Origin of the sequence: Pseudoduganella lutea (assembly GCF_004209755.1) — a bacterium.
Classification (GTDB): Bacteria; Pseudomonadota; Gammaproteobacteria; order Burkholderiales; family Burkholderiaceae_D; genus Rugamonas; species Rugamonas lutea.
The window spans coordinates 7,256,354-7,275,024 of record NZ_CP035913.1 but is presented as its reverse complement, the minus strand read 5'-3'; the positions used below and the strand labels follow the sequence as shown (position 1 = coordinate 7,275,024).

The following is an 18,671-nucleotide window of genomic DNA, read 5'->3' as shown; positions in this document are numbered from 1 at the left end:
GTGCCGGCGCGGCCGGCACGGTGGTGATTAGTGGATGATCGTGGCGGCCTGGCCGATCAGCTCGGCCATGTTCAGGCCGTCGATGCCGGCTGCGGCCACGTCGGCCGCGTCGACGTTGAAGTACACGTCCGTCATCGACACTTCCTGGCCGTTGACGGTGGCGCTGCTGCGTTCCAGGTGCAGGTTGCCGTTGGCATCCAGGAACGGCAGCTCTTCGAAGGACACCGCCAGCGACGTCACACCCGCCTGGGCCAGCGAGATCAGCTCGCCCGCATCGGTGATGCCGTTGCTGTTGGCGTCCTGCCACAAGGTCAGGGCGCCGAACTGCGCGTCGTCGGCCGTCACGAAGCCGTCGCCATTGCTGTCGAACGACGCCAGCTTGGCAAAGCCGCTGCCCTTGCTCGCGCCGCCGAACAGTTCGCCGATATCGTCGATGCTGCCGTTGCCGTTCGCGTCGATCGCCAGGAAGGCGTCGCTCGACGACAGCCAGCCCGACTTGATCGCGTTGCCGGTGCCGAGCAGGTCGAAGCTGCCGCCGAAGTCGGCGCGCGCGATCGTGTGGATGCCGTCGCCGTTCAGGTCGATGGCGATCGGCGTGATCGCCGCATCCCAGCTCATGTCGTTCTCGCCGGAGGAGAGGAACGTGGCGTCGGTCTGCGTCAGATTCACCTTGCTCACGCCGTCGCCCTTGACGTCGCTGTCGACGAGGTCGTTCTTGCCGGTGTTCTGCACGCCCCATTTCCAGTCGTTCATCGCATACGTGAGGCCCTTGGCATCGGTGAACTTCACGTTGGTCTTGTCGAACTTCAGGTAGTAGCTGCCCGGATCGAGGTTGCTGAACAGGTAGCCGCCGCTGCTGTCGGTCGTCGTCGTCGCCAGCACCTTGTTGCTGGTGGCGTCATACAGCATGACCTTGATCTTGCCGATGCCTTCCTCGCCCTTGTCCTGCACGCCGTTGTGGTTCGCGTCGCGCCACACCTTGTCGCCGATGCTGGCCTTGCGGTACAGGCCCGCGTCGACGTCGGTCTTCTGCTCGCCGGCGGCCAGCGTGAATACGCCGCTGCCCGCAACCGTCGATGAACCGGCCAGGTTGATGAAATCGGAGTCGGTGCTGTCCGCACCCACGTTCGCCTTCGTCGTGTGGTAGCCGGTCGGGCGCGTCACTTCCACGCTGTAGGAACCGGCGGCCAGCTTGTCGAACGCGTAGCTGCCATCGGCCTTGGTCACGGTGGTGCCCTTCAGCACATGGTTCGCGTCATACAGCTTGACGGTCACGCCGCCGATGCCGCATTCGTTCGCGTCCTGCACGCCGTCGAAATCGCTGTCTTCCCACACGGTGCTGCGGATGCTCGTCTGCGTCAGGCCGGCGTCGAGCGACTTCTGCGCTTCGCCCGCCTTGACCGTGACGGTGCCCAGGTTGCCCTTGGCGTCGGCATTGCTGTCGTACGAGCCGTTGGTGGCGTACTGCTTCGTCACGCCGTAGCCGTCCGGCGTCTTCATGCTCACGCTGTAAGTACCGGCCGCCACGTTGAACTTGTAGTAGCCGTTCGCATCGGTCTTCGTGGTGGTTACCACGTCGCCGTTTGCGTTCGTCAGCGTCATGACCACGCCCGCCACGCCGCCTTCGCCGCTGTCTTGCATGCCGTCGGCATCGCTGTCGAGCCACACGCGGTCGCCGATCGTCGCGGTCTGCACCACGCCGGCGTCGATGGAGGTGTTGTTCTCGCCCGACACCAGCGTCACTTTCTGCGACAGGCCATTGGCGTCGATGTCGGAATCGAGCGCGTCGTTGCCGCCGGCATCCTGCTTCGTGATCGTGTAGCCGGAGGTCAGTTGCGCCGTGTCGAACTTCACGCTGTAGGTGCCCGGCTTCAGGCCGGCGAAGGCGTATTCGCCGTTCGCGTTCGTCGTGGTCGAAGCGATCGACTTGCCGTTCGCGTCGAGCAGCGTGACCTTGGCGCCCTGGATGCCGCTTTCGCCGGCGTCCTGGATACCATCGGCATCGCAGTCGAACCAGACCTTGTTGCCGAGCGAGGCGGCACGATACAGGCCGGCGTCGGCCGGATCGACCGTGGCGTTGGCCTTCACGGCGAACGTGGCGGATGCGCCGCCCGCGTCGACATCGCTGTCGACCGCGTCGTTGCTGCCCGTGTTCTGGCTCGTGAACGTGTAGCCGGCGGGCTTGGCCACCTGCACCGAGTAATTGCCGACCGCCGTGGTGAACGTGTAGTCGCCCTGGGCGTTCGTGGTGGTGGTGGCAACGGTATTGCCGTTTGCATCGCGCAGCGATACGGTGGCGCCGGCGATGCCGGTTTCGCCGCTGTCCTGCACGCCGTTGCCGTTGGCGTCTTCCCACACGGTGCTGGCGATCGTGCCCGGCTGCGAGTTGGCCGGCGCCTCGAACACGGCGTTCTCGCCGGAGGAGAGCGTCACCTGCGCGGTGCTGCCGTTGCCGGAGGCGAACGTCACGCCTTCAGGCAGCGTGGCGGCGTCGAATTTCAGGCTGTAGGTGCCCGGTTTCAGGTCGCCGAATTTGTAATGGCCGTCGGCATCGGTGGAAGCCTGGGCGACCACCTTGCCGTTCGCGTCGAGCAGGGAGACCGTGACGTTGGCGATGCCGCCTTCGTTCACGTCAAGCTTGCCGTCGCCATCCGTGTCGTTCCACACGGTGCTGGAAACGCTGGCGTAGCGATACAGGCCGGCGTCGGCGCTGTCGTAGACGTCGCCCTTGGTGACCGTGATCGCGTCGGTCTTGCCGCCCGCATCGATGTCGCTGTCGATGGCGCCGTTGGACCCGGCGTTCTTTTCGGTGGCGACGTAGCCGTTCGGCGCGGTCAGCGCGACGGTGTAGGTGCCGGTACCGATCTCGAAGCTGTACTGGCCGTCCGCATCGGTTTTCGTGGTGAGCACGACGTTGCCGTCGGCATCGCGCAGGGCCACGGTCACGTTGGCGATGCCATCTTCGCCCGCATCCTGGAGGCCATCGCCGTTATCGTCTTCCCATACCGTGTCGCCGATCTTGGCCAGCGTGGGCGCGCCGCCGCCCGGCGGGGTCACTTCCGGGACGGGCACCTTGAACGACAGGTAGTTCGTGTTGATGCTTGTGTCCTGCGCGCCGGTGCCCACCGTGCCGCCGTCGTCTCGCACGCGGAAGCCCAGTTCGACGATGCCGCCGGAGGTGTCGCTCGGCACGAACGTCAGCTTGCCGGCCGCGATATCGGCGGCAGAGATCTCATCGCCCTTCGCGACGGCTTCACCGTCCAGCAGGATTTTGCCGTCGGCCGGCAGCGACTTGATGATGATGGACTTGAATGCGTCGCCCTCGACGGCATCCTCGAAACCGAAGTCGGACTTGCCCAGCACCACGGGATCGTGGTTCGCCAGGTCGAAGTCTCGGTCGGCACCAGTGGGCGCGTCGTTGACGGGGTCGATGACGACGCGTACTTCCAGCGTCAGGTAAGTGCCATTTGCCTTGTCCTCCAGCAAGAACTGATAGGTGAAGAATTCACCGTTATAGTCCTTTTCCCAAGCACCCGGGCGGATGTAAAGATGTTCGCTGTCGACCATGCCAAGCAAAGGGGTATCGCCTTCCGCCCATTCGCCGTTCGGCAGTTCGGTCTCGTACATCTCGACTTTCAAGCCTGCCGTGGTGGTATAGCCGGCATCCGCAAGGATGTCACGCAGGGAAACGGTCGCCGAGGTGTCCTCGTCGACGTGGATGGTGCTGGTAAGTGAAATGTCGCTCATGCAGTGTGTGCTCCAATGCCAGTCCTGCGCATTTCATGGATGCGTAGACGGACGGGGGTTGCCCCGGGGCGCAGTACAGGTGTTGGGTACAGCCTCTGCCGGGAAGAAAAGTACGAGCGGCCGTTTTGATGCAGCTCAGACATACATGTTGCTGATTGTATAGCATTTTGATCTGCGTAGTACCAATAGTAAATAAATGTTTTTAAGTTTCAACGAAAGTTACATTCGATGTAATAAAACTTGTTGTAATTCGCACGTCCTGGACAGGACGCATGTGCACCTGGCGGAGTGCCTTGACGAAATGTTATCGGCCAGTCATCATGCGAGCCTTTACCCCTCGATCGACCTCATGGCACTCCTGACCGTTACCGAAGCCGCGCGCCTGGCGCGCCGCAGCCGTGCTTCCATTTACCGCGACCTGGAAAAAGGGCGGCTCGACAAGGTGTTCACGGCCGACGGCACGCTGAAGATCGATTCGGTGGCGCTGGCGCGCGCTTATGGTGAAATCGGCCGCCGCGAGGAACCGGGCGCGCCGGGTGCATCGCCGGCAGCGACGGACAAGGCGATCCAGGCCGTGCTGCGCCAGGTGGACGGCGGCGGGGCGGATGACGCAGCACGGGAAGCGGCGATGGAGGTGGCCATGCTGCGCGAGCGGCTGGCGGCCTGCGAGCACCGCATGGCCTTGCTGGAGCGGATCGCCCAGCTGGAAAAGGCCACCCGCCAGGCGGCGGACGTGACATGGCGCGAGCGCCTGCAGGCCAAGGATGAAGTGATCGGCGCGATGAAGCTCGCGCTATCGCGGCCGCAGCCGCCGGCGCGCGATGACAGCTGGCCGACATGGGGCCATGGCGGGGGCCTCGCGGCCGGCGCCGACAAGCGCGCCATCAACTAAGGCGCGCCAACAACCAAGGCGCGGGGCCTGGCGCTTTGCCCCTTCCGCTGCGCCGGTAAAGGTTCGGCCAGCGAGTCGGCAAGGGACGGCAGGGGTCAGTAGACCTCGGGCACGACAATCTCCGCCGGCACCGGCCGACGCACGTAGTCTTCGTGGTACTCGCGCTCCGGCAGCGCGATCGCCGGCCGTTCGACCACCTCGTAGGGAATCTGCTCGAGCAGGTGCGCGATGCAGTTCAGGCGCGCCTTCTTCTTGTCCACGCCCTGTACGACCCACCACTTCGCCTCGGGGATGTGGGTGCGCTCCAGCATGATTTCCTTGGCCTTCGTGTATTCCTCCCAGCGGCGGCGCGACTCCAGGTCCATCGGCGACAGTTTCCACTGCTTCAGCGGATCGTGGATGCGGGCCAGGAAACGGGCGTTCTGTTCCTCGTCGGAGATCGAGAACCAGTACTTGATCAGCTGGATGCCGGAGCGGGCCAGCATGCGCTCGAATTCGGGCACGGTCTGGAAGAATTCCTCGTACTCGTCATCGGTGCAGAAGCCCATGACCCGTTCCACGCCGGCGCGGTTGTACCAGCTGCGGTCGAACAGCACGATCTCGCCGGCGGCCGGCAGGTGGCATACATAGCGCTGGAAGTACCATTGAGTGCGTTCCCGGTCGTTCGGCGCGGGCAGGGCGGTCACGCGGCACACGCGGGGATTCAGGCGCTGCGCGATGCGCTTGATGACGCCGCCCTTGCCGGCCGCGTCGCGACCCTCGAACAGGATCACCACCCGGTGGCCCGTGTGCACGACCCAGTCCTGCAATTTCACCAGTTCCGCCTGCAGGCGGAACAACTCGCTGAAGTAGGCGCGGCGTGCTTCCCGCTCCTCGTCGCTGCGTCCGTGCACCGGCAACAGCGTTTCCGGATCGAGCTCGCGATCGTCCAGCTCCAGTTCCAGCTCCTCGTCGTAACTGTCGGCGATGTCGCGCTGCACGCGGTGCATCTGGTCTTCGGGATTGTTTTGCAACATGCGGTACTCCGGCAACGAGGGTGGATGGCGCTACAGCTTACGGATCAAACATGACAGGCCGATGACGCTTCCTGTTCGAGCACCTTGTCCGCCGTGAAGATGCGCGCCGGGTCGAGTGTGGACCGTTTCCCCAGGTCGCTCCCGTGCTCGCGCAGCCAGGCTTCCGCGGCCTGTGCGCCGAGTCCGTGCAGCTTTTCCAGGAAGGGCAGTTCGGAATTGAACTTGCTGGAGAAACCAAGGCCGGAAAGCTCGTCCAGCCCGCTGATCAGGTGCAGGCGCGTGGGCGTGCCGGCCATGCGCGCGGCCCGTTCCTCGTCCGCCAGATCCTGGTGGTGGAGCAGCGCGCTGATTTCCCGCACGAAGGCGATGTTGAAGGCGATTTCGTTGGAGCGGTTGGCAATGTCGGCCTGGCTGCGCGGCAGTTCGGTGCGCGCGATCGGATTGATCTGCACGACGATCACGTCGCGCGCCGGGCGTTCGAGCAGCGGGAACAGGGGCGGATTGGCGACGTAGCTGCCGTCCCAATACAGTTCGCCGTCGATCTGCACGCCGGCGAACACGGTCGGCAGGCAGGCGGAGGCCACCACCTTCTGCACGTCGAGCTCGCGGCGCCGGAAGATCTTCCCCGTCCCGGTGCGCACATTGGTGGCGCCGATGAACAGTTCGAATTCCTCGCAGCCGCGCACCCGCTCGAAATTGATCATCGTCGACAGGAACTGCTTCAGCGGATTGATGGTGAGCGGCACATTGGTCACGGGTCCGATGATCGCCCCCATCATTTCCATCAGGTGGTAGGCGGGTGTGTTTCCCATGTCCCAGCGGCCGGTGAGCCGGTCCACCGGCGACCGTTGCAGGGGGCTCATCAGCGATACCTGGCCCAGTGTCGTCCAGAAGCGGCGCAGCGCGGCCTGCGCGCCGCGCCGGCCGCCGCCATAGGCGTAGCCATCGGCCGTGACGACGGAATTGATGGCGCCGGCGCTGCTGCCGGTCAGTGAATCGATGACGAGGTGCTCTTCGTCGAGCAGCCGGTCCAGTACGCCCCAGGTAAAGGCGCCGTAGGTGCCGCCGCCCTGCAGGGCGAGGCTGACAGTTTTTCGCGTGGTGATCAGCAAGGTAATTCTCCGTTAGTCGAAAGGCCTGTTGGCCGATATGGACTAGGGTAGGGAATTTTGCCGATGCGCGGCGCTACGGATCAGGCGGCAGTGCGCACTGCCGCCTGTAATGTCACGTGTCTGTCAGGTGCCTGTAAGGTGCGTGCCGGTCACGCGTCACGCAGCCTTTGGCGCACCCCGCGCGCCGGCATGCACGAGCAGGATCGCCATGCCGGCGATGGCGGCCGGGATGCCGAGGATGGCGATCACGGCGGAGAAGCCCCAGCCCATCGACAGCAGCACGCCGCCGAGGAAGGAACCGAGGATACTGCCGAAGCGGCCGATGCCCAGCATCCACGACACGCCGGTGGCACGCACCGCGGTGGGGTAGCAGGCCGGCGCGAACGCGGTCATGCCGGTCTGCGCGCCGTTCATGCAGAAGCCCGCCAGCATCACGAATGCCGTGAACATCGCCGAGTGGATGTCGCTGGCCGCCAGCGCGAGAATGAAGATCGCGCCGCCGCCGTAGGCCAGCCCGATCACGCGGTTGGCGCGCCAGCGGTCCATGTAGAAGCCCACCACGAGCGCGCCGACCGTGCCGCCCAGCTGGAACAGCGCCGTCAGGCTCGCGGCCCGTTCGATCGGCAGGCCCGCGTCGCGGATCAGCGTCGGCAGCCAGCCGCCCAGCAGGTAGATCACCAGCAGGCCCATGAAATATGTGGTCCACAGCGACAACGTCATCGTCTTGTACGTCGGCGAGACGAGCGTGGCCACCGGGTGGCCGGTGGCGACCGGCGGTTCGCTGACGTGGAAGCGGGTCGCGTCGGAGAACGTGCCGCCGACCACGCGGCGCAGCGTGGCGGCGATCTTCGCCGGGTCCATCTTGCGCACCACCATGAAGCGCGCCGATTCCGGCAGCAGCCACACATAGAAGGGCAGGCACAGCAACGGAATCGCGCCACCCATCAGCAGCATGGCGCGCCAGCCATGCGACGGCAGAAGCGCCGCCGCGGCAAAGCCGATCAGCGCGGAGCCCAGGTTAAAGCCGGTAAACATCACGGCCAGCAGCGTGCTGCGCGAACGCTCCGGCACGTATTCGGACAGCAGCGTGGTACAGCAGGGCATCGCCGCACCCAGGCCCAGGCCGGTGAGGAAGCGCAGCAGGCCCAGCACCACGATATCGTTCGCGGCTGCGCTCAGCAGGTTGAAGATGCCGAACAGCGCGACGGCGCCCAGCAGCATGCGCTTGCGGCCCCAGCGGTCCGACATGGGGCCGACGAACAGCGCGCCGATGGCCAGTCCGACCGGGGTGGCGCTCATCGCCACGCCGAACGCGGTGCGCGAGATACCCCATTCGGCAATGATGTCCGGGGCCAGGAAGCCCATGATCGCCACGTCCATGCCGTCGGTGGCGACGATGAGGAAGCAAAGGCCGAGCAGCAGCCACTGGTACCTGGACATGTTCCGGCCATTGATATGGGTCCGGACGTCCAGCGCTTGGTTTTCCATGCAGTCTCCTTGATACGTGAAGCCCGGGCGGTGCGGTAGGTGCTTTCTTGCCGCCGATGCGCCCGCGTTGCGGGGGCACGCACGCCCGTCGGCGCCCGGATAAATGATATTGCGTCCGCCCGGCCACGGGCCGGCCGGCGGGATCGCGCAGCAACTATACTGAACGTCCGTTCGATAGACAACCGTTTGTGCGGTGATCGAACACTATTTACGCTGCTGCACATGATTGGACAGGCGGTTCGATGGCGCGCGATCTTCCGGTATCAGAGGAGGGAGAGAGAGAGAGGACGAGCGCCTGCTGCACGGCGGCGAAGGGGATCCACGGCCGTTGGCGGCGCGATGCTGTTGGTGCGGATGGGGAAAAGCCACGGGCCGGCGCAATGACCGGCCCGTGGCAGCTGTCGCGATGACAGGCCGCGTGCTTAGTAAGCCCGATCCGCGGCGACCTGCACGGCTTCCCGCACCGGAGCCGGCAACGGGTTGGAGGCGCCGGTCGACAGCCGCAGGGCCGTCTTCACGGACAGCGTGGTCTTCAGCGGCAGGTCCACGGAAGAGCTGCCCACGTGCACGGTGTATTTACCGGCAGGGACTTGCCAGCTGCCCGTGGCCACGTCGTAGAAGCTCAGCGAACGCGCATCGACCGGGATCGTGACGGTCTTGCTTTCACCGGCGCGCAGGAACACCTTGGCGAAGCCCTTCAGCTCCTGTTTCGGGCGCGCCACCGTGGCCGCGGCGGGGCGCACGTACAGCTGCGCCACTTCGTAGCCGGCCTGCGTGCCGCGGTTGGTCAGCGTGAACGTTGCGTCGATGGTCGATCCGGCATTCAGGTCCGTGCCGGACAGCGCCAGGCCCGAATAGCCGAACGTGGTATACGACAGCCCGAAGCCGAACGGATACAGCGGCTTCACGCCGGTCTTGTCGAAGCCGCGGTAGCCCATGAACACACCTTCCGCATAGGCCATCTTCTTCCGCGCCTGGTTGGTCGACGCGTCGGCGAAGGTGCCCGATGGCTGGTAGTCGGCGATCGCGCCATAGCCGGCGGTCGTCGGGTAATCGGCCGCGGTGCCGCCGATCGTGACCGGCAGCTTGCCGGACGGGTTGACCGTGCCGTAGAGGATCTCGGCCAGCGCCTGGCCGCCGAACTGGCCCGGATACCAGGCCTGCAGCACGGCCGCCGTCTTCTTCGACCAGCTCTTCATCTCGGAAGGGCCGCCGCCATGCACGACCACGATCGTGTTGGCGTTGACCTTGGCCACGCTGGCCACGAGCTCGGACTGGAATTCCGGCAGTTCATACGCCACGTCGATGCCTTCGCCTTCATGCTCGGCGTTCTTGCCGACGGCGACGACGACCGCGTCGTAGCTGGCCAGGTTGCCTGGGGCGGACAGCGAGGCCCAGCTCATCTGGATACCGTTGATGCCGCCCAGCACCGGGAAGTAGGCGCCGCTCACCCGGCGGTATTCCAGCTTCACGCTGTACAGGGACCCGGCCTTCAGTTGCGCCGTCTTGCCCGATTTTGCCAACGCGTTGACCACGTCGCCCGCGACCGGCACGCCGTCGAAGTCGATCACCAGTTCGCCATTGACCCACAGCTTGTAGGCGCCATCGGCGCGCACCTTGAACACATGCGCACCGGTGACGGTGGGGCGGATGGTGCCCGTGAAGCGCGCCGAGAACGCGCCGGCGCCCGTGGCGATGCCGGCCAGCGTGCTGGTGCCCGCCGCCGTGACATTGCTGCCGGCCATGAAGTCCAGCGCCACGCCGGGTTCGACGCGCGTCGTCGCGGGCGAGCCGGCCAGCGTCGTATTGGTGAAGTATTCGGCCTTCAGGCCGGGCGCCAGTGCGGCCGCCGTCGATCCGGGCTGGTACCAGATGGCTTGCGCCGGGTTCAGCGACAGCGCGGGAATGAACGTCACGTTGGCCGGGTCCACGTTCAGCTGGCGCAGGCCGCTCAATTCCGTCACGTAGCGGTTCGCCGGCGCCCATGCCGTGCCGAACGGCGAAGCCGGGGACTGCTGCGCCAGGTCGCCGATCACCGCCACGCGGGCATTCGTCGCCAGCGGCAGCAGGGGCATCGAGCCACCCTTGCCGCTGTCATTCTGCAGCAGCACGATGCCCTCGCGCGCCACCGCCAGGGAGGCGGCATCGCCGTACGTGGTATCCAGCGGCGTCGGCACGGGCAGGGTCTTGTCGAAGCCGTAGCTGACCATCGCGCGCAGGTTGCGGCGCACCTTGTCGTCCAGCACGTTCATCGGCACCTGGTTGCTGTAGACCAGGTCGTACATTGTCTGGTCCGTGAACGCCAGGCCGCTCGGCATGTCGAGGTCGGCGCCCGCCCACGCCGCCTTCTGCGGGTGGTGGATCGAGTTGAAGTCGCTCATCACGAAGCCGCGGAAGCCCCATTCGCCCTTCAGCACCTCGGTGATCAGGTGATGGCTCTCGCAGCCGTAGTCGCCGTTGATCTTGTTGAACGCGCACATCACGGACGCCGGATTCGCGTTCTTCACCGTCGATTCAAAGCCGGGCAGGTAGATTTCGCGCAGCGTGCGCTCGTCCACGGTCACGTCGAGCAGGTGGCGGTTGGCTTCCTGGTCGTTGGCCACGTAGTGCTTGGCGGCCGCCTGGATGCCCTGGGCCTGGATGGCGTTCGTGATCGCCGGGCCCAGCACGGCGCCCAGGAACGGATCCTCGCCGCTGACATATTCGGCATTGCGGCCGTTGAACGGCGTGCGGAACATGTTCAGGCCCGGCGACAGCATCTGCTGCGCGCCGGCCTGGCGGGTCTCGTAGCCGAGCGCCAGCCCGAACTGCTGGGCGCGATTGATGCTCCACGTGGCCGCCAGCGCCGATTGCGACGGAAACTGGGCGCCGAACGTGCCGAGGCCAACGTGCACACCCATCGAGGAATCGTAGGCCACGGTGCCCGGCAAGCCTTGCGATGGCAGCACCGGCAGCATGTGGCCGTCGTTGACACGGATGAAGCCGAACTTCTGCGCGAGGCTCATGTTGTCGATCATCGCGCCGACGCGGGCTTCCACTTCGTTCCCCTGTACGGGGCCGGCGGTGGCGGCGAGGGGCAGCACGGCGTGGCAGAGGACAGCGATCGCCGGCAAGGCGCCGGGCAGGACAGAGGATCGCTTCATCGCTTCACCGCTCCCGGCGTATCCGATTCTTCCTGTGGCAGGTCGAGTACAGGGGTGGAGTCGCGGGCGGGCGCATCAACCGTGATGCGTTTTTCCTCGAACAGCTGCTTCTGCTTGTCGAGGAATTCGGCGCGGGCGGCGCGTTCCTGCTGCGCGGCCGGGGTTTCGGCTGGCGTGGATTTCGGTTCGGCCGCGTGCGCCGACAGCGCGCACAGGGCGGCCGCGAGCGCCCAATGGCGATGGCGTTGGATGTTCATGGTGTTCTTCCGATGGAAATGAGGGAGTCGCGCGGCCGCACGAACAGAGGCGCTTTAAAAGCGTACCAATGAGTACAGTATATACGAGACTTTACAATATTAACAATAGCGTTAATGTTAGTTTGTAAAATCTATTGTCAAAACGGAAATATGCAGAGTTGCTAGGAATGAGAGGGAGATGGACATGGAAGACATCCCGGCTGCCTGCCGGGATGGTCGATGCTGGCCGGTCAGTCGACGGGGTGGCGGCCGGCGGCCCGGCTTCCCGTGTAGCGGTTCAGGTAGCTGATGTACGAAGATGCATCTGCCGCCGCGCCCTGCTCGTTGACGACGTGCGAGATCCCGCCCGAGCCGGACAGGAACACCGCGACGGCGTGCTCGATCGTGACCCCCGCCGTATCCGGCACCCGGATCGCGCTGGTCTCGATGATCGGCTGGCCCGCATTGAAGAAGGAATAGACGCCCAGGCCGATGGCGCTGTGCCGCTTCACGCCGGCGCCCACGTGGTACGACGCGTAGCCGTTTACTGCGCCGTCCATCCACTCGGCCTGCGCGGGCGGATCGTACGGCAGCTCGCTCTGGTAAAAGATCGTTTGCCCATGGTTGCCGTTCCAGACCAGCTGGCGCTTCTGGTAGTGCTCGACGAACAGGCCAAGGCCGGTGACATGGTCGCCGTTGACGACGAGCCCTGTATCGGCGCGGTTGACGGACCATTGTGCGCCCGCGCCATGGTCGGCGCGCCAGGCCCACAGGTGGTCGATGATCACGTTATCGCTGTTCACTTCCAGGCTGACCTCCGCGGTGCCCGCAATGGCGCCGCCGATGCGGAAGAACACGTCGCTCAGCAGGGCGGGATTGCGCTGCGCGCCTTTTGAAACCGGCACATCGGGGCGCGGGCCCGTGCCGCGCGGTGCGCCGATCCGCATCAGCACGGGCGAACCGCCCGGCGCCGCGTCGACGATCAGCGCGCCGATCGCGATGCCCGCGTGATCGCCGGTCACGATGGCCGCCTTGCCGGGCGCCGGTACCAGCGTGGCCATGCCCAGGCCGAGCAGCACCGTATCGGGCCGCTGCACCGCCAGTGTGTCGTCCAGCTGGTAGACGCCGGGCGTGAACAGCACGTGCCGGCCGTCAGCCAGCGCGCGGTTGATGTCCGCCGTCGGGGTGGCTGGCCGGGCGATCAGGAAGCGGGACAGAGGGATCGAGACTCCCGCTTCGGCCTGCGTTGCCGCGTCGAGCCCCCAGGATGGGCCGCTGGCACGTTGCCGCACGTCCGGCTTGAACACGTGGTACTCGCCGTCGCCGTCGATATAGAGGAAGGGCCTGTCGCGGCTGCGTGGCGTGGTTTCGAGGGTCGTCACGGGCGGGGCGGGGTAGGTCTGCGCGGGCGCGCCCGCCACGCCGGAAAACACCATGTTCCAGACCGAGCCGGCCCAGCTGCCGATCGCGCTGTCGCGCGTGTACCACTGCTGCTGCGAGCCGGATTGCACCTGGCCGTCGATGCGGCTGTTGGCGATGAAGCCGCCGCTGGAGTAGCCCCACCATGCCGGCATCAGCTCCACCCCGCCGCGGATGTGCACGCGCCGCATCGGCGACGCCTGCGACACGGCCCAGCGCGTGGTGCCGCCGGTGGGGACGATGGACAGGTTTTCAACGGAACGCCAGAAGTTGATCAGCGCGCTGTCCGTGCCGGCGCTCCAGTCGATGCGGCCTTCGACGCGCAGGCCGCCGTTGACGACAACGTCGCCCGGATGGCGGCCGAGGCCCGCCACCGACGTGTAGTAGCCGACCTGCGCATCCACGGTGTAGGTGCCGGGCTTGAACAGGACCGCGTGCCGCCCGCTGCCGAATTCCGCCTCGCCGGCGATCGCATCGAGCTTTGCTGCGATCGTGGCCGATGGCGTGGCCGGGTCGAACACCAGCACGTTCGGGCCGAAATCCGGCGCCGCCGCCCCGGCCGGGAGCCCCGCGCCCGCCATGACCGCGATGGCCGCGAGCCGGGCCGTCCAGCGCGTGGCGAAAATTGCCTTGATGATCTCCATACCCATCTCCTTGTTATCGATGCGGCGCGATGAACCCGGCGTGGCCGCCGCGGAACCACGCGGAAGACCAGATTAACACCGGGTTAATGACCTTAATAATCAATTACAAGGTAGATTCGACAGCATGCAAACCGGAAAAACCAGGGACAGACCCCTGTTTAGAGGCAACATCATCGCACCGGTGCGTTGTGCCGAAACCCGGGACAGACCCTAATGCCGTTCAGTTAGCAGAACCGGATGCAGTCCTCGGCGCTAGCGTATCGGTGTCGGACACCGGCTTCTTGGTGTCGGACCGCTGCGGCGGACCGACCGGTTTTCCGCTCAGGAATTCGGCAACATCAGGCGAAGACCGGTGTCCGACACATTTTCCGGATGAACCGCTCGGAAAAAATGTCCGACACCAAGCACGCTAGCGCTACCTCGAATGGCCACGTCGGCTTAACTAAACGGAATTAGGGACTGACCCCTGTTCTGAAGCAAGCCGCGAGCCTAGCGCGCGGCCGCCGGTTTCTGGCCCGCAGCGGCCACCAGCCGCGCCATCGCTTCGCGCGGTGTCATCCGGTCCTGGTTCCAGAACTGCTGGACGACGTCCCACAGCGGCGCCACCGTGTGCGCGGGATGCGCCATGCCGTGCGCCACGCTGGGCAGCAGCGTGCCCCGCCGGGCGCTGTGCTGGAAGTCTTGCCGGGCGCGGCGGGCGCACGCGTCGAAGCGGTCCAGCGGCACGTCGAGCCGGGCCGGAATCGAGCCCTTGGCGAGATTGAAGGCCTGCTGGAAATCGCGGCCCATCACGGCGCGCGCCAGGTCGCGCTGGGCCGCCTTCTTGTCCGCGGCCACGTCGAACAGCACGATCGAATCGATGTCGAAGCTGAACACTTCGCGCGAACCGGGCGTGGGCGTGCACAGGATGTCCGTGCCGGGCCGCTTGCCGGCGGCCAGCATTTCCGCCTTGGCCCAGTCGCCCATGATCAGCATGCCGGCGGCGCCGCGATTGAGCATGGCCGTCGCCGCCACCCAGTCGCGGCCCATGTTGCGCTGGTCGGTATAGGACTTCAGGCGGCGGTAGGTCTGCAGTGTCTTTTCCATGGCCGGGCTGCCCAGCGCGGCGCGGTCGAGTTCCAGGAACGCCTTCTTGTAGAAGTCCACGCCGCCCACGCCGATCGCCACGCTCTCGAACGTGCCCATGTCCAGCCACGACTGGCCGCCGTAGGCGACCGGTGTGATGCCCGCCCTGCGGATCGCCTCGGCCGCGGCGAAGAACTCGTCCCACGTCGCGGGCACCTTCGCGCCGGCCTTGCGCAGCACGGCCGCATTGATCCACAGCCAGTTCACGCGGTGCACGTTCAGCGGCGCCGCTACGTAATGGCCGCGGTACTTCATCGTGTCGCTGACGAGCCGCGGCAGCACGGCGTTCCACCGCTCCGCGCTGGCCACGTCCTCGATGCCGGACAGTTTTCCCGTGCGTGCCCACTCCTGGATGGCCACGCCCTTGATCTGCGCGGCGGTGGGTGGATTGCCGGAGCGTACGCGCGAGTCGAGCATCACCACGGCCAGCCCGCCGCCGCCGTCGGCGATCGCGAAATCCTTCCACGTGTGCCCGTTCGCCCGGAGGGTGGCTTTCAGCTGCGCCACCGCCTGTGCCTCGCCGCCGCTGGCCCAGAAATGCAGCACTTCGACTTCGCCGGCGCGCGCGGCGGAGGGCAGCACCGGCGGCAGCAGTGCCGCCAGCAGGAGGACGGAGCGCACGGCAAGCGCGCCCATGGCGGTCATGGCGCTCATGGCGCCACCGCCCCGCGCGGCAGCCGGATCGTCACGCGCAGGCCGCGCGGCTGCGCATCGCCCAGCGTGACGGTGCCCTGGTGCCGCTCGATGATCTCGCGCACGATCGCCAGCCCCAGCCCGCACCCGTCGCCACCCTCGGTGGCGCGCACGAAACGCTCGAACACGCGTTCGCGGTCGGCGGCCGGGATGCCCGGCCCATTGTCGTCGACGATGATGACGGCATCCGCGTTATCTTCCTTGACGCGCAGTGTCACTTCGGCGCCCCGGCCACTGTAGCGGATCGCGTTGTCGACCAGGTTGGTCAGCGCTTCGCGCAGCAGCGCCGCATTCGCATGCATGGCGATCTCGCCGGCCGGCGCGTCGACGCCCAGGTCCACGCCCGCGCGCAGCGCCCGTGGCACCAGGTGCGCCGCCACTTCGCGCACGAAGCGGTGCAGGTCGAAATGGCTGCGCTCCAGCGCCGCCGCGCCCGGCTCCGCGCGCGCCAGCGTCAGCAGCTGGGCCACCAGGTGGGCACTGCGCGTGGCACTCTGGTGCACCATGTCCAGCCGGCTGCGCTGGGCCTCGTCGCCGGCCGCTTCCAGGGCCAGTTTCGTCTGGCTTTTCAGGCCCGCCAGCGGGGTGCGCAGCTGGTGGGCCGCGTCGGCGATGAAGCGCTGCTGGGCGCCCACGTGGTGCCGCACGGAGGCCAGCAGGTCGTTCAGCGCGCCGGCCAGCGAGCGCAGTTCGGTGGGGGCCAGGTCGAGCTTCAGGGGCGTGAGGTCGCCGGGCGCGCGGCTTTCCACTTCGCGGCGCAGCCGCGCCAGCGGCGCCAGTCCGGCGCGGATGCCGGCCCACACGATCACGCTCATCAGCAGCACGAGGCCGGACAGCGGCAGCAGCGTGTCCGCCAGGATCGCGCGTGCCAGTTCCTCGCGGTTCGCGCTACTGCGGGCCACCTGCACCAGCATCGTCTGCCGCGGTGCGCTGATGTCGCCGAACGCCACGTACAGGGCGGCAATGCGCATCTGCCTGGGCGTGCCGCTGGGATCGGGTTGCGGCACCACGTCGCCGTCGTAGAAGTACGGCGTATCGAGCTTGCGGCCGATGCCGGCCGGCGGCGCGGGCAGGTTTTCGTTCCCCAGGATGAAGTGGCCGGGGGGCGTGCTCACCGTGTACATCAGGGGGTCGCGCGGGTCCGCTTCCAGCACGTCCTGGGCAGCGCGGGGAAAGTCGATCAGCAAGCCCTGTTCGATCGGTTTCACCTGCCGCAGCAGCGCGCGGGATGCCTGGGCCAGGCTGGCATCGATGGCACGGTTGGCATAGCCGGCGGCCAGCCGGTAGGTGAAGAAACCGCCGGCCACCCACAGCACCAGCTGCGGCAGCAGGAGCCAGAGCAGCAGCTTGCGGTGCAGGGAGACCATGCGGGTCAGGCGCGCGCGGCCCGGCCGTCCGCCTCGAGCAGGTAACCCAGCCCGCGCACCGTGCGAATGTCAAGGCCGGAGCCTTCGAGGCGCCGCCGCAGCCGGTGGATGTAGACCTCGATCGCGTTGCCGGCCCCTGTGCCGGCACCGTCGCTGGTCCAGCTTTCGTTGATCTGTTCCTTCGTCACCACATTGTCGCGGTGGAGCAGCAGCAGTTCGAGCAGCGACCATTCGCGCGGACTTAGCTCGACGGGTTCGCCACCGATCGCCGCGCGCCGCGTGCGCGGGTCGAAACTGAGTTTGCCGAACCCCAGGTCCGCCGTGCCGCTGCCGGCGCTGGCCCGGCGCAGCAGGGCGCGCACGCGCGCATCGAGCTCCGGGAAATCAAAGGGCTTGGTCATGTAGTCGTCCGCGCCGGCATCGAGCCCGGCCACCCGGCTCTCCAGTGCATCGCGCGCCGTGAGCACGATCACGGGCATCAGCTGGTTCGTGGCGCGCACGTGCCGCAGCACGTCGAGGCCATCGACCATCGGCAGCCCCAGGTCCAGGATCGACAGGTCGAACGACTCGCGCCCGAGCAGGTACTCGGCCACGGGGCCGTTGGGCGCGTGTTCCACCGTGTAGCCCTGGCCGCGCAGGTGGGCGCACAGGGCGTCGGCAAGGATCGGGTCGTCTTCGGCAAGGAGGATATGCATGAAAAGAGTTTAACAATAAATGAACGTTGCGGCCAGTCGACAACAAACGATCAACTTTTTGTAATGTTTTCGTAAGACGTTTACGCATGATTAATGAAGCCGTATATTTAATTACAGATCGTTAAGGTTTGAAAAATAAGTTCGATCGACAAGTCGAGCGACAACAAGGCCCGCCAAGGGTCGACAAGGAGACCGCGATGGACCAGCGTCATCGTCACAAACAGTTACTGCGCCTGCTCGCCGAGCACGGCGCGGCGCCCATCCCACGGCTCGCCGCCTGGCTCGGGGTGTCGGCGGCCACCGTGCGGCGCGATATCCGGCTGCTCGACACGGCCGACCAGCTGCACCGCACGCACGGCGGCGCGCGCCGTATCGAACCCGCCATCGCGCGGCCATGGCAGGGCGCCACCTTCGAGGAAGCGGCGCGCGTCCACGTCGAGCGCAAGCGCGCCATTGCCCGCCGTGCCGCGGCACTGTGCGCCGATGGCGACACGCTCCTCATCGGCAGCGGCACGACCACCTTCCACATGGCCGGCTTCCTGGCCGGGCGGCGCATGCGGGTGGTGACCAATTCGTTCGCGATCGCCCGCGCATTGCTGGCCAGCGGCGACAGCGACGTGATCCTCAGCGGCGGCAAGGTCTATCCGGCGCAGGGCGTCATCCTCAGCCCCTTCGATACGGAGGCCGTTCAATACTGCCATGCCGACCGTCTGTTCATGGGCGCGCATTGCCTGGCCGCGCTGGGCGTGATGGAAGCCGACGCGCTGCTGATCGGCGCCGGCCGCCGCCTCGTGCACCAGGCCCGCGAGGTGGTGGTGCTGGCCGATTCCTCCAAGTTCGGCAAGCGCGGCGGCATGTTCCTGTGCGCGCTCGACCGGATTGCCCGCGTCGTCACCGATACCGGCGCGCCCGATGCCGGCGTGCAGATGCTGGAGCGCGCCGGCATCGAGGTCGACGTGGTGCCGCCGGATGCGCCGGCCCCCGCCGCCTGCATGCTGCCTCGCGCCGGGCCGCACTGATTCTTTCTCCGTGGCGGGACCACGCACGCGCGGCCAGCGGCCGTGCGCGGTGCCCTGTCGCGCCTTGCAGTACGC

General features: G+C 66.7%; 12 protein-coding genes. 2 read left to right on the top strand and 10 right to left on the bottom strand.

Features of this window, described 5'->3' with window-relative positions:
- Window positions 1-27 precede the first annotated feature (27 nt).
- The gene (locus EWM63_RS30650) at window positions 28-3,747 is read right to left on the bottom strand and encodes an SdrD B-like domain-containing protein (RefSeq protein ID WP_130189898.1); all 3,720 of its coding nucleotides are present in this window, start codon (window positions 3,745-3,747) and stop codon (window positions 28-30) included.
- A gap of 349 nt (window positions 3,748-4,096) precedes the next feature.
- Here EWM63_RS30650 and EWM63_RS30645 point away from each other — a divergent pair, with 349 nt between their 5' ends.
- A complete protein-coding gene (locus tag EWM63_RS30645; RefSeq protein ID WP_130189897.1) occupies window positions 4,097-4,639 on the top strand; it encodes a hypothetical protein in 543 nt (180 codons plus the stop codon).
- A gap of 95 nt (window positions 4,640-4,734) precedes the next feature.
- On the opposite strand, the gene ppk2 is transcribed toward EWM63_RS30645, so the two are convergent.
- The 9 genes from ppk2 to EWM63_RS30600 all read right to left on the bottom strand — a co-directional run bounded on the left by ppk2 (window position 4,735) and on the right by EWM63_RS30600 (window position 17,577).
- Complete coding sequence (gene ppk2, locus EWM63_RS30640; RefSeq protein WP_130189896.1) at window positions 4,735-5,655, bottom strand: polyphosphate kinase 2; 921 nt, start codon at window positions 5,653-5,655, stop codon at window positions 4,735-4,737.
- A gap of 44 nt (window positions 5,656-5,699) precedes the next feature.
- Window positions 5,700-6,767 carry a patatin-like phospholipase family protein gene (locus EWM63_RS30635; protein WP_229487610.1) on the bottom strand — a complete coding sequence of 356 codons (1,068 nt, stop codon included), beginning with the start codon at window positions 6,765-6,767 and terminating at the stop codon, window positions 5,700-5,702.
- A 156-nt stretch (window positions 6,768-6,923) separates the two neighbouring features.
- Window positions 6,924-8,255 (bottom strand): MFS transporter, encoded by a 1,332-nt coding sequence (locus tag EWM63_RS30630; RefSeq protein WP_130189895.1) that lies wholly within the window; start codon window positions 8,253-8,255, stop codon window positions 6,924-6,926.
- A gap of 422 nt (window positions 8,256-8,677) precedes the next feature.
- A complete protein-coding gene (locus tag EWM63_RS30625) occupies window positions 8,678-11,398 on the bottom strand; it encodes a glycoside hydrolase family 3 protein (RefSeq protein ID WP_130189894.1) in 2,721 nt (906 codons plus the stop codon).
- Window positions 11,395-11,655: a hypothetical protein gene (locus EWM63_RS30620; RefSeq protein ID WP_130189893.1), complete on the bottom strand. Its 261-nt coding sequence runs from the start codon at window positions 11,653-11,655 to the stop codon at window positions 11,395-11,397. Before EWM63_RS30620 ends, EWM63_RS30625 begins: the two co-directional genes overlap by 4 nt.
- A 230-nt stretch (window positions 11,656-11,885) precedes the next feature.
- On the bottom strand, window positions 11,886-13,697 hold the full coding sequence (locus tag EWM63_RS30615) for a pectate lyase-like domain-containing protein (protein ID WP_207221198.1): 1,812 nt from the start codon (window positions 13,695-13,697) through the stop codon (window positions 11,886-11,888).
- Between the two features lie 489 nt (window positions 13,698-14,186).
- Window positions 14,187-15,476, bottom strand: a complete 1,290-nt coding sequence (locus EWM63_RS30610; protein ID WP_130189891.1) for an ABC transporter substrate-binding protein — start codon at window positions 15,474-15,476, stop codon at window positions 14,187-14,189.
- Window positions 15,473-16,882, bottom strand: coding sequence for a sensor histidine kinase (locus EWM63_RS30605; protein WP_130189890.1), 1,410 nt, complete (start codon window positions 16,880-16,882; stop codon window positions 15,473-15,475). The genes EWM63_RS30610 and EWM63_RS30605 overlap by 4 nt, the downstream gene beginning before the upstream one ends.
- Before the next feature lie 5 nt (window positions 16,883-16,887).
- Window positions 16,888-17,577: a response regulator transcription factor gene (locus tag EWM63_RS30600; RefSeq protein WP_130189889.1), complete on the bottom strand. Its 690-nt coding sequence runs from the start codon at window positions 17,575-17,577 to the stop codon at window positions 16,888-16,890.
- A 197-nt stretch (window positions 17,578-17,774) separates the two neighbouring features.
- On the opposite strand from EWM63_RS30600, the gene EWM63_RS30595 reads away from it, so the two are divergent.
- Window positions 17,775-18,596 carry a DeoR/GlpR family DNA-binding transcription regulator gene (locus tag EWM63_RS30595; protein ID WP_130189888.1) on the top strand — a complete coding sequence of 274 codons (822 nt, stop codon included), beginning with the start codon at window positions 17,775-17,777 and terminating at the stop codon, window positions 18,594-18,596.
- Window positions 18,597-18,671: the final 75 nt, after the last annotated feature.